The sequence below is a fragment of the Clostridium sp. FS41 genome (assembly GCF_000954015.1).
GTDB classification, from domain to species: Bacteria; Bacillota; Clostridia; order Lachnospirales; family Lachnospiraceae; genus Enterocloster; species Enterocloster citroniae.
The window spans coordinates 148,113-163,265 of record NZ_JYHN01000051.1; the positions used below are offsets into that span (position 1 = coordinate 148,113).

Here is a 15,153-nt window from a genome sequence, read left to right on the forward strand (position 1 = left end):
GAAAAGGAGAACATATATGGCAGACAGATTTCCAAAGGACTTTTTGTGGGGAGCCTCCTCCTCGGCGTTTCAGATCGAGGGAGGATGGGATGAAGGCGGAAAGGGAATGACAGTGGCGGATCATAATTCCTTTAAGCGTTCCCACAAGCAGGCTGACAGTAAGGTGGCCAGTGATTTTTACCATCACTGGAAGGAAGATATTGCACTGATGAAGGAACTTGGCATGAAGATTTACCGGTTCTCCCTTTCCTGGGCGCGCATCATCCCGGACGGGGACGGTGAGGTGAACCAACAGGGCATTGCTTTTTACAATGATGTGATCAACTGCCTTCTGGAACATGGAATCCAGCCCTTTGTGACCCTCTATCATTTTGATCTTCCCTATGCCCTGGTGGAAAAGTACAATGGATGGGAGGACCGGCGGTGTGTGTACGCCTTTGAGCGGTATGCAAAGATCTGCTTTGGGCAGTATGGGGACCGGGTAAAATACTGGCAGGTCATCAATGAGCAGAACCTGATGATCCGCGTGGACGAGCGCATGAATATCAATGAAGCGGATCCGCTCAAGGCTGACCGGATCCGTGCCCAGATGGATTACCACATGTTCCTGGCCCATGCCCTGGCATCTAAGGCCTGCCACGAGCTGGTAAAGGACGGAAAGGTGGGACCTGCAGTGTCCTCCACCTGTACGTATCCCCTGACCAATAAGCCGGAGGATGTGTGGGCCGCCAGGATGAATGACTGCATGAAGACGGTCTACTGCCTGGATATGCATTATTATGGAAGGTATCCCGGATATTACATGAGGTATCTGAACGAGCGGGGGATTGTCCCGGTCATGATGGAAGGGGATGAGGAGATCCTGAAGCATGGAAGGATGGACTACATTGCCCTGAATTACTACAGGACCCTGTGTGCCAGCTATCTTCCCGCAGACGGATCCCACCCTGTGGGCATGAGGGTATACCGCGGGAACGAGGTGGATTTTGACCAGTACGGCTATTGCAGGGATGAGAAGAATGAGAACCTGGCAGCCAGCGAGTACGGCGCACAGATCGATCCCATGGGATTGCGCATTGTTCTGAATGATTACTACAGCAGATACCATGTGCCCCTGATCATAACGGAAAATGGGCTGGGTATGGGAGACGAACTCACTGCGGACAATCAGGTCCATGATCCATACAGGATCGATTATATAAAAGGACATCTTAAGGCGTGCTCCCTGGCGATCCAGGATGGAGTGGACCTGATGGGATATTCGCCATGGTCCTTTATGGATCTTTTAAGTTCGCACCAGGGCTTTAAAAAGAGATACGGGTTTGTGTATGTAAACCGGGAGGATATGGATCTTAAGGATCTGGCCCGGATCAAAAAGGACAGTTTTTACTGGTACCAGAACGTGATACGGACAAACGGCGAAGAGCTGTAAACAGAAGGATGGGGATGTTAAGGTGCGGGTTGTTAAAGTGTTGAATAATTCACTGGTCCTGGCTCTGGATGAGGAGGGACAGGAGGCCATTCTGATGGGTAAGGGCATCGGCTTTCACAAGGCAACGGGGAGTACGCTGAAGAAAGAGGAAGTGGAAAAAGTATTTGTACTGAAGGACCGGAATATTTCCAGAAATATTATCCGCCTGGCAGCTGACACGGACGGGGTGTTTTTTGAACTGGCAAAAACAGTGATCGATCATGGAAGGGAGCGGTTCGGGATGGAACTGATGGACCATCTCTACCTGTCCCTGACAGACCACCTTTCCTATGCGGTGCAGAGGGTGAAGGATGGGATCATTTTCCAGAATTTCTACACCCTGGAGATGAGGAAGTTTAATCCCCATGAATTTGAAGTGGGAAATTTTGCGCTTGATCTGGTGGAGGAAAAGCTGGGAGTCCGTCTTCCCGATGACGAGGCGGGCAATATTGCCCTGCATTTTATCAATGCCCAGCAGGACAATCCCTATAACAGCCAGAACCAGGTGATCAACAGCGTGGTGGAGGATATCCTGAGTATTATCAAATACAGTTTCCATATTGTATATGATAAGGAAGACACCTCATACACCCGCTGTGTGACCCATCTGCGTCTCTTTGCACAAAGGCTGATGAAGGGCGAGATGATGCCGGATGAGAGGAACACATTCCTGTACCGGCAGATCATGGAAACCTGCGCAAGGGAACGGGAGTGTGTGGAAAAGATAGGGGTCTATGTACGGGAACGGTTTAAGGTCTCCATTACGGATCAGGAAGAACTTTATCTGACCCTTCACATCCACCGGGTGATGGATACCATTCAGCAGAAAGGCCAGGTGTGACATGGAACAAAGAATGATGGAGGGGAAGACAGGGCAGACCACGGCGGATGCCCGCGGTGCACGTCAGCAGGAGGTCATTTTTCTGGCAATCGTGGCACTGTTCTGGTTTGCCCAGTACGTATACATACCATATCAGACCACATACCTGACGGGAATCGGCGCTGCCAGCAGCGTGGTGGGTACCGTGGTGGGGGCCTACGGCATTTCCCAGCTCATCCTGCGCCTTCCGGTTGGGGTGTGCGCAGACCGGCTGGGGCGGCATAAGCCCTTTATCATGGCCGGAGCACTGGCCTCAGGCAGCGCATCCCTGTTTCGGGTATGCCTGTGTAATGAGAGGGGATTTCTGGCAGCCAACCTGCTGTCAGGGCTGGCTTCCGCCATGTGGATCTCTTTTATGGTATTTTACACCGGGAAATATCCCCAGGACCAGCAAAAGGCTACCAGCAGGATCGTGCTCTTTAATAACCTGGGGATGCTTCTGGGATTTGTGGCCAGCACGCTGTGCTATTCCAGGATCGGCATGGGGAAGATCTGCGCGCTCAGCGTGGGTGCGGGAACGCTGGCATTTGTGCTGGCCTTGTTTTTAAAGGAACCGGGAGGAGAGCTTAGGCCCGGGAGGGGAAATCTTTCACCTGCGCAGCTCCTTAAGGTGTGCAGGGGAAAACGTATCATCATGTTTTCCATGATCGCCCTGATCCAGCAGGGGATCCAGCTGACCACCACCATGTCCTTTACCAACCAGATCCTTAAGAACATCGGCGCATCCAATGGGATCGTAGGAGTTTCATCCATTTTGTATATGCTGTCGGCAGTAGTGTTTGCAGCCATGGCCTCATCTGATTTCTGTACAAAAAAAGGGCCCAGGTTCTGGATCCCGGCCGTATTGCTGGCAGTGGCCTTTTATTGCCTTATGGTGCCGGTGGCCGGGAGCATTCCCTTTCTTCTGGCACTTCAGGTGCTGCCCGGCATGGCCACGGGAATCCTGTTTTCCTACGCCACCTCGGAGGCAATGCAGGGGGTGCCCGGGGAGCAGAGGTCTACGGCTATGGGATTCTTTCAGGCCGTGTATGCGGTGGGAATGACCACATTTCCCATAGTTACCGGAAAGATAGCTGCAGGTGCCGGGATGAGGCAGGGATATCTGGTTCTAGCTGTCATTGCAGTGGCCGGAAGCGGGGCAGCTGCCCTGTATTACATGGTAGAAAATGGGAAATTTTTGGAAATTATACATAAAAGTTAAATGCGGAATATGAAATTTCCGGTAAGAAAGGGCATTTTTACACTTCAGTGAAGGAATTATTAAGGTTGGATGGAGAGTCTTGACAATTGAGTCAGGGCTCTTTATTTTAAGACAACGGAAGATACACAGCTGCACTCAGAAGATGGTGATGTTTCACATTGATAAAACTGAACTAAAAGAGCACGGGAGAACAATGGCCATACCGCGGATATGCCGGCGCCGCCATTGCTGCTCCGGTGTTTTTTTGTGTGGAAGCGGGTATTTTTTTGCATCCTTTCCGTGAAATCGAAGATTTGTGCCGGGCGGGATCTTCCGTTATACTTAGGATATCAAATAACAGCTGATGGGACAGAGACATCAGAGAGGAGAAATACATGAAGAACATTTTACTTGCCTGCGGAGCAGGGGCTTCCAGCGGGTTCATAGCCCAGAAAATGAGAAAGGCGGCACAGAAACAAGGGCTGGATATCAGTATCCGGGCTGTCAGCGATACGGAGATTATGGAAAACATTGATGGGGTGGGAGTTTTGCTCATCGGCCCGCATCTAAAGCATAAATTTGCCGAGATTGAGGAAGAGGTAAGGGATCTGGGTGTGAAGGCAATGATCATTGAACGGAAATATTACGCGACCCTGGACGGAGAGTCCGTATTAAAGCAGGCATTGGAACTAATGGACTAGAGGGAGGTTAAGGTATGGAACGGTTTATGAACTGGATGGGTGATGTGGTTGCCCCGAAAATGGAAGAATTAACAGGTAACGCCTGGCTCTCTGCCATGCAGAAGGCCATTATCAAAACACTTCCCATGGTACTTGTGGGTTCCCTTATCACCATATACAATGTTATTAAGAATTTTATTCCGGCACTTCCTGTGCTGACCAGTCTAAGGGACTATACATTTGGGCTCATATCTATTTTTATGGTATTTCTGATCCCCTATTATGTGCTGGAACTTAAGAAGAACCACAAGATGAAACTGATTGCCGGATTTACCGGCGTGGCCCTGTTCATGATCCTCGTGAATCCGGAGATTACAGATGCCGGTTATGTGTACCAGTTTTCAGCATTTGGTGCAGGCGGCATGTTTGTGGCGATCGTAGCCGGACTGTTTACCGCGTTTATCATGAACCTGTATGGAAAATTCACCTTTTTTAAACAGGATTCCGTGATACCGGATTTTGTGAAGGAGTGGTTTGACTCCATGCTTCCCATTGCCTCCGTTGTGCTGATCGGTTGGCTGGTGGTGATCCAGATGCATTTTGATCTGTATGCGTTTATTGTGAACTTCTTTGCACCGTTAAACAACATTGCCCAGTCTCTTCCCGGTATGATTTTGCTGTATCTGATCCCTACCATCCTGTATTCCATGGGTATCAGCGGCTGGGTGTTCCAGCCGATCATCAACCCGATCGCACTGGTGGCCATCACTGCCAATGCAGATGCACTGGCAGCCGGTATGAGCGCTTCACAGCCCTTTACCAACGAGGCGGTATACGCATGGCTCAGCCTGGGCGGGCGCGGGGCAACCCTTCCCCTGTCCATTATGCTGCTTTTTGCAGCCTCCAGGCAGTTAAAGGCATTGGGCAAGGCTTCTATTGTGCCGAGTATTCTCAATATCAATGAGCCGGTGGTATTTGGCTGTGTGGCCTGGAATCCATTGCTGATGATCCCTATGTGGATCACGGCAATCGTACTTCCTATTATCACTTACCTTGCCCAGGCAACAGGGCTTGTGGCAATCCCTGTGGAAGTGTTTAATATGTGGTACTGCCCGGTATTCATCAGTTCCTGGCTTGTGAACCACAGTCTTTCCGGACTGGTGCTTACTGCCATCAACCTGGCTGCTGCAACTGCCATCTTCTTCCCCTTCTTTAAAATTTATGACAGACAACAGTTAAAGCTGGAGATGGAAGAAAACGATTAATAAGAGGAGCGAATTATGTGCGAAACAATAAGCAGCTATGAAGAAGAGAGAGAGAAAATGGCATCCATTGCCATGCAGATCGTGATTCATGCAGGGGATGCCAGAAACCTGATTATGGAGGCCCTGGACCATGCGGCGGAGGGGCTTTATGATCAGGCGGAGGATAAGCTTAAGGAGGCCAGGGAAGAACTGCGCCAGGCCCATATTTTCCAGACCGAGGTGGTGCAGTCCGAGGCAGGCGGGAAAAAATACGAATATTCCCTTTTGTTTACCCATGCCCAGGACACAGTGATGACCATTTGTACGGAGATGAACCTGGCAAAAAAAATAATCTCTATGTACAGAAAACTGGATGACAGGATATCTAAACTGGAAGAAAAAGCAGAGGTGTAAGGTATGGTGAAAATGCAGCATAAGTTTCCGCAAGGATTTCTGTGGGGCGGCGCCATTGCCGCCAGCCAGGCGGACGGAGGGTTCAGGGAGGATCAAAAGGGCATGTCCATTGCAGATTTCCATCCCTACAGGAATATAAAGAACAGGGATGACCGCAAGGAGGACAGTACCATACGCAATGATGAAAATTTCCTTGTGATCGAACCGGGCCTCTATTATCCCAAGCAGCACGGCGTGGATTTTTATCACAGGTTCGAGGAGGATCTGGGTCTGATGGAGGAGATGGGATTTAAAGCATTCCGTACCTCCTTTGACTGGAGCCGTATCTATCCCAAGGGAGATGAGGAGGAACCCAATGAGGCAGGGCTGAGGTATTATGACAGGCTGATCACCTCCATACGTTCCCATGGAATGGAGCCGTTTATGACCATTTCCCATTATGAGATGCCCGTGCATCTGGTAAAAAAGTACGGGGGATGGCTGAACCGTAGCCTGGTGGACTTTTTTGCAGCATACTGTAATACCCTGTTTGAGCGGTATCACGGCCAGATAAAATACTGGATCGTGTTTAACCAGATCAATCTGACCACATTTAATTCCCTGGGGATATTGGGAAACCGGGCCAAAAACTTTATGGAAGCAGAATACCAGGGAGTCCATCACCAGTTCCTGGCCTGTGCAAGGGCAAAGGAACTGGCCGGAAAATATAAGGGTCAAATCCGGGTGGGCACCATGCTCAGCGATAAGCTGGCTTACCCTGCCACATGCAGACCGGAAGATATGCTCTTTAATATGAGAAAGAACCAGATGCAGTATTTTTTTCCTGATGTACAGCTCAGGGGATCTTATCCGGCCTATGCCTTCCGCTTTTTTGAGGAAAACCATATAAATATTCATATTGACCCGGAGGACGAAAGGCTGCTGAGGGAAAATCCCATGGATTTCCTGTCCACCAGCTATTATTATACAAAGATCAATGATTCATTGAAAAACACCTATGCCCCCATGGACAAGAGCACCAATCCCTATCTGGAAAAAACAGAGTGGGGCTGGGAGATCGACCCCATTGGTCTCAGGGTCAACCTGAACCATTACAGCGACAGATATCCGGGAGTCCCCATTTACATAACGGAAAATGGTTACGGTGCAGTGGACAGGCTGGAGAAGGATGGTGCGGTCCACGATCCGTATAGGATTGATTATTTGAGACAGCATGTGATCCAGATGAAGGAAGCGATTGCGGACGGTGTACCGTTAAAAGGGTATATGATGTGGACGCCTATGGATATTGTAAGCTGTTCATCGGCGGAGATGAAAAAACGATATGGTCTCATCTATGTGGATCAGGATGATGAGGGAAATGGAAGCGGACAACGCTACAGGAAGGACAGCTTTTACTGGTACCAGAAGGTGATTGGGAGCAACGGAGAAGAATTATAGTGCCAGAAGGCACCATCTCAACAGGAGACGGTGCCTCAGCGCGCATCTTCGGGAGAAATTCAGAGGGAGTTTCATGAGTGGAAATAGAAAGAAAGCCGCTATGTATGCGGCAGCGGCGGGTTGTATGTGGGGCACCATCGGCCTGTTTGTAAATGTGGTTTCAGGCTATGGTATCCGTTCTCTGGAACTGACCGTATCCAGGATGGTGATCGCAGCGGCGATCCTGGGAATCTGTTTTTTGATCAGGGGCAGGAACCTGTTCAGGGTTAGGGCGGGGGACCTTATATGGTTGGGGGTGGCGGGAATCCTGTGTTTGCTGTTTTTTAATGTGAGTTATGGAATTGCCATAGAGAGATCATCCATGTCGGCAGCAGCAGTACTGTTATATACATCACCGGTTTTTGTAACCCTGATAGCAGTGCCTGTATTAAAAGAAAAACTTTCCTCGAGAAAGCTGGTGGCTGTCTTACTTGCAATTACCGGCTGTGCGTTTGTGTCCGGGATCATGTCGGGAAAGGTGACATTTCCGGCAGACGCCTTTTTGTGGGGCATGGGTGCCGCACTGGGATATGCCATGTACAGTATTGTGGCAGGGGTGCTGCTGAAACGGTATCATCCTCTGACAGTCCTGTTTTATGCCTTTTTAACTGCCGCAGCAGCGGGATGTTTTCTTGCAGATATGAAACATATGGTATATAGTATAAGTCAGTACCCGCAGCTGGGAGTGGTACTTGTGGTATCAGCCTGTGTGTGTAATATTTTTTCATACCTGTCCTACAACACGGCCCTTAAGTATATGGAGGCCGGAAGAGTTTCCGTGATTGCATCCATAGAACCGGCGGTTGCCTCCTTTCTTGGAGTGGCTGTGCTGGGGGAATCCATGGATTTCTACGGGGCATCAGGGGTTATCTGTATACTGGGAGCAATTGTGGTGCTGAACAGATAGTCGGGGGTAAAGAAACATGAGGGAGAAACATCTGGCGCTTATTAAGATCCTTGTGAATCAGGAGGAATGGCAGACTGCAAAGCAGCTTTCCCTTCAGCTTCATATATCGGAGCGCAGTGTAAAGAACTATATAGGAGAAATCAATTATTTTGAGAATAATCTGATCGAAGGATCCAGGAAAGGATATATGATACAGAGGGAGAGGGGAAAGGCACTGCTGGCCCATCAGGTAAGAAGTGTGCCCGAGACTCCCGGAGAACGGGTTAACTATATCATTACAGAACTTCTCACCAGGGACAGTGAAGGGGGGCAGGGCATTGACCTCTATGATATCAGCGAAAAGATATTTGTAAGCTACGAGACCCTGAAAAAAGACATGGTCAAAGTGAGGAAAAAGCTCAAGGAATATGGACTATATGCCAATGTGGTGACTCAGAAGGTATCCATGGAAGGACGGGAACTGGATAAGCGAAGGCTTTTAAGTTCCATTTTGTATGAGGAATTCAATAAAAATATATTGAGCCTGGATGTGGTTCAGAACGCATTTCCCGATTATGATCTGGAAGAGCTTAGAGACATCATCCTGACAGAGTGTAAAAAATACCATTATTTTATCAATGATTACGCCATGGTCAATCTGATACTGGATGTGGTAATCAGCATGGACCGCATCAGAAAAAACTGCACTTTCCGTACCCATATGGCTGAACGGCGCCGGTACGGCATACGGGAGATGGAGCTTTCGGAACAGATTGCAGACCGGATTGAGCAGGCGTTTTCCATCCGGTTTACGGAGCAGGAGATCGAGGAGCTTACCTCTCTGCTCATCAGCCATCTGATGAAGGTGGATTATGATATGCTGAACCATGAGAATATCAGGGAATTTATTGAACCGGAATGCCTGGACATAGTGGACCGGGTCCTAGTGTACCTGAATGAAAATTATTTTATTGATACGGAAAATGATGAGTTTGTCGTCAAGTTCACCATACATATCCACAACCTGCTTCGTAGGATGGAAAATCAATATACGACTAAGAATCCTTTGACAGAGCATATTAAAAATTCCTGTCCTCTTATATTTGAATGTGCGGTGGGTGTGGCCAATTGCCTCAGCCAGCTGACCGGATATAAGGTGGACGAGGATGAGATCGCCTATATTGCCCTTCACATTGGCGGAAACCTGGAAACCTATGAAAACCAGAAGGACAAGTTGGGGTGTATCCTTTTGTCTCCCCAGTATTACGATATGGCGGATATTATGATGGAGAAGATTGCAGGCAGCTTCTCGGAGGATCTGGTGATCAAGACAGTGGTGACAAAGCCGTCTGAACTGTCCATGGCAAAACGCGAGGATATGATCATCTCTACCATTGCAGTGGACCCGGCGCAGTGGGACCATGTGGTTCAGGTCAATCCATTTTTACCTGAGCGGGACTTGTCATCCATACGCAGGAAAATTTCCGAGGTTAAACAGGCGAAGAAGCTGGAGCGCCTGAGAAAAATGCTTATGCAGATCACCTCCCCTGAGTTGTTCTGCAAAAACGGAGAAATCGGGAATCAGAAGCAGGCCCTGGCCTACATGATCAGGGCATTGGAGGAACAGGGATATGTGGATGGGGAGTTCATCCACGAGGTGGAGGATCGGGAGGCCCATTCCTCCACTGCATTTGGAAGACTGGCGGTTCCCCATTCCCTGAAAATGGATGCCAACAGGACTGGGATGTATATCCTGCTCAGCGATAAACCTATTGCGTGGGCCGAGCATATGGTAAATGTGGTGCTTTTGTTTGCCATTAACAGGGAGGACCGGGAGCTGTTCCATGAAATATTCGACAATCTGATCGTCCTTCTGCTGGAGTATCAGAACCTGGATAAGGTCCTGCAGAGCAACACGTATGAGGAGTTTATTGAGGCGATACTGGAAAGAAGGTTTTATGGAAACATATAAACATTTGATCATAAGCAGGGACGGGCTCCACGCCAGGATCGCCGTATATCTGGCAAAGATATGCCGTGATGCGGAGAGTACCGTAGAGGTCAGGAACAAAGAACGCAGGGCAAACGGAAAGGAAGTGTTTTCCGTCATGAACCTGTATGCCAATCAGGGAGATGAACTGGAATTTTTGGTGGATGGCAGCGATGAGGAGGAGATATTGGGGCAGATAGCCGTATTTTGCGGGGAGTATTTATAGCATCTGAATTGTAAGGCGGGGATATCCCCGCCTTTACTCGTCCTCCAGCACGCTTTTGAACGTGGTGAGAAATGTGAGATCCTCCTGTTTCACGCGCACATTGGAGGCAATGGTCTTGCCTGAACTGTTGGTAATGCTGATCTCGATCAGGGTACCTTCGTCCATAAAGCCGTCTTTGGAAGCGGCTTTTACAAAGTTCATAAGCTTGGGATGATTGGTCTTAAATTGTTCCCAGGATGGTTTCAGCTGTAATAATAGCATTGGATTCATCTTATATTCACCTCGCCACAAGTGTAACACAGGGGTGAGGAAATTTCTACCCGGAATCCAGGATTTTATGATATGATGATGGAAGAAGTAGCTGTTCCCAGGGCACCTGTGAATGGCAACGGAAGAAATGAATCCGGAAAGGAAATGATCCAAATGAAGTTTATCCACCTCTCAGACCTGCACATTGGAAAGCGGGTCAATGAATTCCCTATGCTGGAGGATCAAAAATATATATTAAAGGAAATCCTGTCCATAATAGACCAGGAAAAGCCGGATGGCGTGCTGATTGCCGGGGATGTGTATGATAAACCGGTGCCGCCTGCCGAGGCAGTGCAGGTTTTTGACGCATTTCTTACCAGTCTGGCGGACCGGAATATGCCTGTGTTTGTGATCAGCGGAAACCACGACAGTCCCGAGCGTCTGGCCTTCGGGGCGCAGCTTATGGCCGGACGGGGCGTGTACATGTCGCCTGTGTTTGACGGGCATGTGGAGCCGGTGCGGATGAATGACCAATATGGAAGCGTATCCGTGTACATGCTTCCCTTTGTAAAGCCTGCGGTTGTGAGGCGGTGCTATCCCGGCCGGGAGGCAGAGACCTTTGACCATGCGGTAAGGTGTGTGCTGGAAAACATAAGCGGAGAAGGCTTTTCTGCAGACGAACGGAACATACTGATGGCTCACCAGTTTGTGATGGGTGCTTCGGCCTGTGATTCTGAGGAACTGTCCATCGGAGGACTGGAACAGGTCAGTGCAGACCTGTTCCGGGATTTTGACTATGTGGCCCTGGGGCACATACACGGCCCCCAGAAGATCGGGCGGGAGACCATGCGCTATTGCGGTACGCCTCTTAAGTATTCTTTTTCAGAGGCAGGACATAAGAAATCAGTGACCGTGGTGGAACTGTTTGAAAAGGGGAATGTTTCCGTTTCCGTCAGGCCCCTTCATCCACTTCACGACATGAGGGAGATCAAAGGCAGCTACAGCCAGGTTACGGACCGGGGATTCTATGCAGGGACCGCCACGGATGATTACCTGCACATTACATTGACGGATGAGGAGGATATACTGGATGCCATTGGAAAGCTGCGGTCCATTTATCCCAATGTAATGAAACTGGATTACGACAACCGGCGTACCAGGGCCGGGCAGACCGTGGACACTGCGGGGGAGATACACAAGTCTCCCATGGAACTGTTTGGGGAGCTTTATGAGCTTCAGAATAACCAGCCCATGAGCGGAAAACAGGAAGAATATTCCAGGAAGCTGATGGAAGGGATCTGGGAGGACATAAATTGAGACCGACAAAACTGACCATATCCGCATTCGGGCCATATGCGGGAGAGATACAACTGGATATGGAGGCCCTTGGGGACCGGGGGCTGTATCTTATTACAGGGGATACAGGCGCCGGAAAGACTACAATCTTTGATGCCATCACCTTTGCACTCTATGGAAATGCCAGCGGTGAGAGCCGCAGGCCCAGGATGCTGAGAAGCAAATATGCACCCATGGATGGACGGACATTTGTGGAAATGGCATTTTTATATAACGGTTTGGAGTATTTGGTGCGGCGGAATCCCGAATACATGCGTGCAAAGCAGAGGGGCGAGGGCGAGACAAGGGAAAAGCCGGATGCAGTTCTGTATATGCCGGACGGCCGGGTCATTACCGGGGATAAGGCAGTGACCCAGGAGACGGAGCGGCTTCTGGGCCTTAGCAGGGAGCAGTTTTCACAGATCGCCATGCTGGCCCAGGGCAGTTTTTCACGTCTCCTCTCAGGCAAGACTGAGGACCGGGGACTGATATTCCGGGAAATTTTTGGGACACGCCCTTACCAGCAGTTCCAGGAAAAGCTGAAGGAGCAGGCAAAAGGCCTGTACGGCCAGTATCTGGACAGCAGGAAAAGCATTGAACAGTATACCGGCGGAGTGATGCCTCATGAAGAACGTGAGGACCTGTCGATCCGCTGGAAGGAGGCGCAGCAGGGAAGCCTGGAGGGGATGCTGGGGATTCTGGAGCAGATGATCGATGCGGACAGCCGGGAGGAGGCCGGTGCGGATGACCGGATGAAGGAAGTGCGGGAGGAAATGGCCACCCTGGGCCTTTTGCTGGGCAGGGCCCAGTCAGCGGTCCGTATTCTTCTGGATTTAGATTCAGCCAGAAAGACTGCGGAGGAAAATGCACCTCTTTTGAAAGCCGCCGGAGAGCTGTATGAAAGGGAGAAAGGGCGCCAAAAGGAGCGGGACAGTCTGATCGGATCCATCTCCAAAATGGAGGAGGCCATGAAATCCTATGTCCAGTATGATGAACTGACAGGCAGCATCCGGTCATGGAACAGCCGTATTGTGAAGCTTGAGGAAGCTGTGCTTACCGCCTGTAAGGAGGAAGATCAATGGCGCAGGCGCCTGGCCCAGGATGAGGCGGAGCTGGAGGCATTAAAACACGCAGGCGAGGAATATCAGGCCGCCCAGGCTGCCATGGATAAGCTGGCGGATTACAGGGCTCGCGTGGAGACACTGGACACGGAGCTCAAAGAGTATCACAGGGAAAAACAGTGTCTGGAGCAGGCCCAGGAAAGATACAAAAGGGCAGATGAGGAGCGGCGGAAGGCGGATGCTGCTTACAGAAGCATTTACCAGAAATTTCTGGACAACCAGGCGGGGATCCTGGCCAGGGAACTGACGGATGGAAGCCCCTGCCCGGTGTGCGGTTCCGTGTCCCATCCGTCTCCGGCCCCGTTTGCGGGGGTGGGGGAAGATGTGACAAAGGAACGGGTGGACCAGGCTGCAAAAGAGTCTGAGGAAAAGAACAGGACCGCATCGGCCATGAGCCTGGAAGCAGGGAAATTGGCAGGAGGCCTTCAGACCCGCTATACCAGGATGCGTCAGCAGATAGACCTTGAAGTGAGTTCATGGAAGGATTCATGGAGGGAACGTCTGTCACAGGCGGAGTCAGGGGAGCGGCAGGGAGGACTGGGGCAGCATTTTCTGAGAACATGGGAGGAAATGTTAGGTGAGTTGAAAGAACAGCTAATACGGCAGGAGGAGGCCGGCCGAAGGCGGGTGGCTGACACCAAAGTCCGGGTCCGCAGAAAGGAAGAACTGGAACAGGGCAAGGCAGGACGCAGAAAATCCATGGAGGATGCCGGGGAGAAAAGGCAGAATGCCCAAAAGCTTCTCATAGAAGCCCAGGAATTCCAAAAGGGCCTGGACCGCCAGCTGAAGGAACTGGCGGAAACTCTCCCATTTGGGGACAGGGACCAGGCGCAGGCAGAGCTGGCCCACAAGCGCGGCGTCCTGGCGCAGATGGAGCAGGCATACAAAGAGGCGGAAATGCAGTACAATGAACGAAGCCGCACAGCCATGGATGCCCAGGCCAAGACAGAGGCCCTGCGGGCACAGCTGGAAGATATAAAACAACCGGGGGAGGCAGACGCGGGCAAGGATATAAAACAGCCGGGGGAGACAAAACAACCGGAGGGCGCGGAATCGGCAGGAGATGCGGTCACGGATCTGCAGAACCGGATGGCCCGGTTATCCCAGGCTCAGAACGCCGCCAAGTCAGAGCTGGAGGCATTGGAACAAAAACGAAGCCGGGTCCACCACCGCCTGGAGACCAACCGCATGGCATTCAGCCGGATCATGAGGCAGAAGGATGCCATGGAGGAGATACAGCAGCAATGGAACTGGGTGAAATCCCTGTCCGATACCGCTTCAGGGGAAGTGGGAGGCAAAGAAAAGATCACCTTTGAAACCTATGTCCAGATGGCATATTTTGAGAGGATCATAGCCAGGGCCAACACCAGGTTCATGGTCATGAGCGGCGGCCAATATGAGCTGAAACGCTGTGTTGAGGAGGACAACCGGGGAAAGAGCGGCCTGGGGCTGAATGTAATAGACCATTACAATGGCACGGAGCGGAGCGTCAAGACCTTGTCCGGCGGGGAATCCTTCCAGGCATCCCTGTCTCTTGCCCTGGGGCTCTCAGACGAGATCCAGTCAGCGGCAGGGGGGATCCGTTTGGATACCATGTTTGTGGATGAAGGTTTTGGATCCCTGGATGAGGATACCCTGAACCTTGCCATGAAAGCCCTGGGGGATCTGGCGGAGGGAAGGCGCCTGGTGGGGATCATTTCCCATGTGTCCGAGTTAAAGGAACGGATCGAGCGCCAGATCGTGGTGGTTAAGGAAAAGAGCGGCGGCAGCAAGGCATGGGTCCAGGTTAGAAGGCCGGATGCGTGCTGAAGGGCGCCGGAATAAGGAGCAGTTTGACATGGATCATACGGACCGGTTTATTAAAGGCATACGGATTGACTGGGACAGTGAACTGTATTATGAACGATACGGGGGCAGGTCCCTTCACGAGCAGTCCCACGGAGAAAGCTTTCTTTCCCTGATGCAGAATACCTTTGAGGAAATTTTGGAGGAATAAAG

At 50.7% G+C, this 15,153-nt stretch carries 14 protein-coding genes; 13 read left to right on the forward strand and 1 reads right to left on the reverse strand.

Annotated elements, in window-relative coordinates; genetic code table 11:
* Window positions 1-16: 16 nt before the first annotated feature.
* The 10 genes from CLFS41_RS08910 to CLFS41_RS08955 all read left to right on the forward strand — a co-directional run bounded on the left by CLFS41_RS08910 (window position 17) and on the right by CLFS41_RS08955 (window position 10,450).
* Window positions 17-1,432, forward strand: a complete 1,416-nt coding sequence (locus CLFS41_RS08910) for a glycoside hydrolase family 1 protein (RefSeq protein ID WP_007862822.1) — start codon at window positions 17-19, stop codon at window positions 1,430-1,432.
* Between the two features lie 22 nt (window positions 1,433-1,454).
* Window positions 1,455-2,312: a PRD domain-containing protein gene (locus CLFS41_RS08915; protein WP_007862821.1), complete on the forward strand. Its 858-nt coding sequence runs from the start codon at window positions 1,455-1,457 to the stop codon at window positions 2,310-2,312.
* 1 nt (window position 2,313) lies between these two features.
* A complete protein-coding gene (locus CLFS41_RS08920; RefSeq protein WP_082082544.1) occupies window positions 2,314-3,552 on the forward strand; it encodes an MFS transporter in 1,239 nt (412 codons plus the stop codon).
* Window positions 3,553-3,926: 374 nt separating this feature from the next.
* Window positions 3,927-4,232 (forward strand): PTS sugar transporter subunit IIB, encoded by a 306-nt coding sequence (locus CLFS41_RS08925; RefSeq protein ID WP_007862819.1) that lies wholly within the window; start codon window positions 3,927-3,929, stop codon window positions 4,230-4,232.
* Between the two features lie 14 nt (window positions 4,233-4,246).
* A complete protein-coding gene (locus CLFS41_RS08930) occupies window positions 4,247-5,476 on the forward strand; it encodes a PTS transporter subunit EIIC (RefSeq protein WP_007862817.1) in 1,230 nt (409 codons plus the stop codon).
* A 15-nt stretch (window positions 5,477-5,491) separates the two neighbouring features.
* The gene (locus CLFS41_RS08935; protein WP_045092069.1) at window positions 5,492-5,869 is read left to right on the forward strand and encodes a PTS lactose/cellobiose transporter subunit IIA; all 378 of its coding nucleotides are present in this window, start codon (window positions 5,492-5,494) and stop codon (window positions 5,867-5,869) included.
* 3 nt (window positions 5,870-5,872) lie between these two features.
* Window positions 5,873-7,309: a family 1 glycosylhydrolase gene (locus CLFS41_RS08940; RefSeq protein WP_045092070.1), complete on the forward strand. Its 1,437-nt coding sequence runs from the start codon at window positions 5,873-5,875 to the stop codon at window positions 7,307-7,309.
* A 73-nt stretch (window positions 7,310-7,382) separates the two neighbouring features.
* On the forward strand, window positions 7,383-8,255 hold the full coding sequence (locus CLFS41_RS08945; protein WP_007862812.1) for a DMT family transporter: 873 nt from the start codon (window positions 7,383-7,385) through the stop codon (window positions 8,253-8,255).
* Between the two features lie 16 nt (window positions 8,256-8,271).
* Window positions 8,272-10,206 carry a PRD domain-containing protein gene (locus CLFS41_RS08950; RefSeq protein ID WP_007862810.1) on the forward strand — a complete coding sequence of 645 codons (1,935 nt, stop codon included), beginning with the start codon at window positions 8,272-8,274 and terminating at the stop codon, window positions 10,204-10,206.
* Complete coding sequence (locus CLFS41_RS08955) at window positions 10,193-10,450, forward strand: HPr family phosphocarrier protein (RefSeq protein WP_007862809.1); 258 nt, start codon at window positions 10,193-10,195, stop codon at window positions 10,448-10,450. The genes CLFS41_RS08950 and CLFS41_RS08955 overlap by 14 nt, the downstream gene beginning before the upstream one ends.
* 33 nt (window positions 10,451-10,483) lie before the next feature.
* On the opposite strand, the gene CLFS41_RS08960 is transcribed toward CLFS41_RS08955, so the two are convergent.
* A complete protein-coding gene (locus tag CLFS41_RS08960; RefSeq protein ID WP_045092071.1) occupies window positions 10,484-10,720 on the reverse strand; it encodes a hypothetical protein in 237 nt (78 codons plus the stop codon).
* A gap of 153 nt (window positions 10,721-10,873) precedes the next feature.
* Here CLFS41_RS08960 and CLFS41_RS08965 point away from each other — a divergent pair, with 153 nt between their 5' ends.
* Genes CLFS41_RS08965 through CLFS41_RS30715 form a run of 3 tightly spaced genes read left to right on the forward strand, consistent with a single transcriptional unit; the run spans window position 10,874 to window position 15,151 of the window.
* Complete coding sequence (locus CLFS41_RS08965) at window positions 10,874-12,016, forward strand: exonuclease SbcCD subunit D (RefSeq protein WP_045092095.1); 1,143 nt, start codon at window positions 10,874-10,876, stop codon at window positions 12,014-12,016.
* Complete coding sequence (locus tag CLFS41_RS08970) at window positions 12,013-14,964, forward strand: SMC family ATPase (RefSeq protein ID WP_045092072.1); 2,952 nt, start codon at window positions 12,013-12,015, stop codon at window positions 14,962-14,964. Before CLFS41_RS08965 ends, CLFS41_RS08970 begins: the two co-directional genes overlap by 4 nt.
* Window positions 14,954-15,151 (forward strand): hypothetical protein, encoded by a 198-nt coding sequence (locus CLFS41_RS30715; RefSeq protein ID WP_045092073.1) that lies wholly within the window; start codon window positions 14,954-14,956, stop codon window positions 15,149-15,151. Before CLFS41_RS08970 ends, CLFS41_RS30715 begins: the two co-directional genes overlap by 11 nt.
* The last annotated feature ends 2 nt before the right edge of the window (window positions 15,152-15,153 follow it).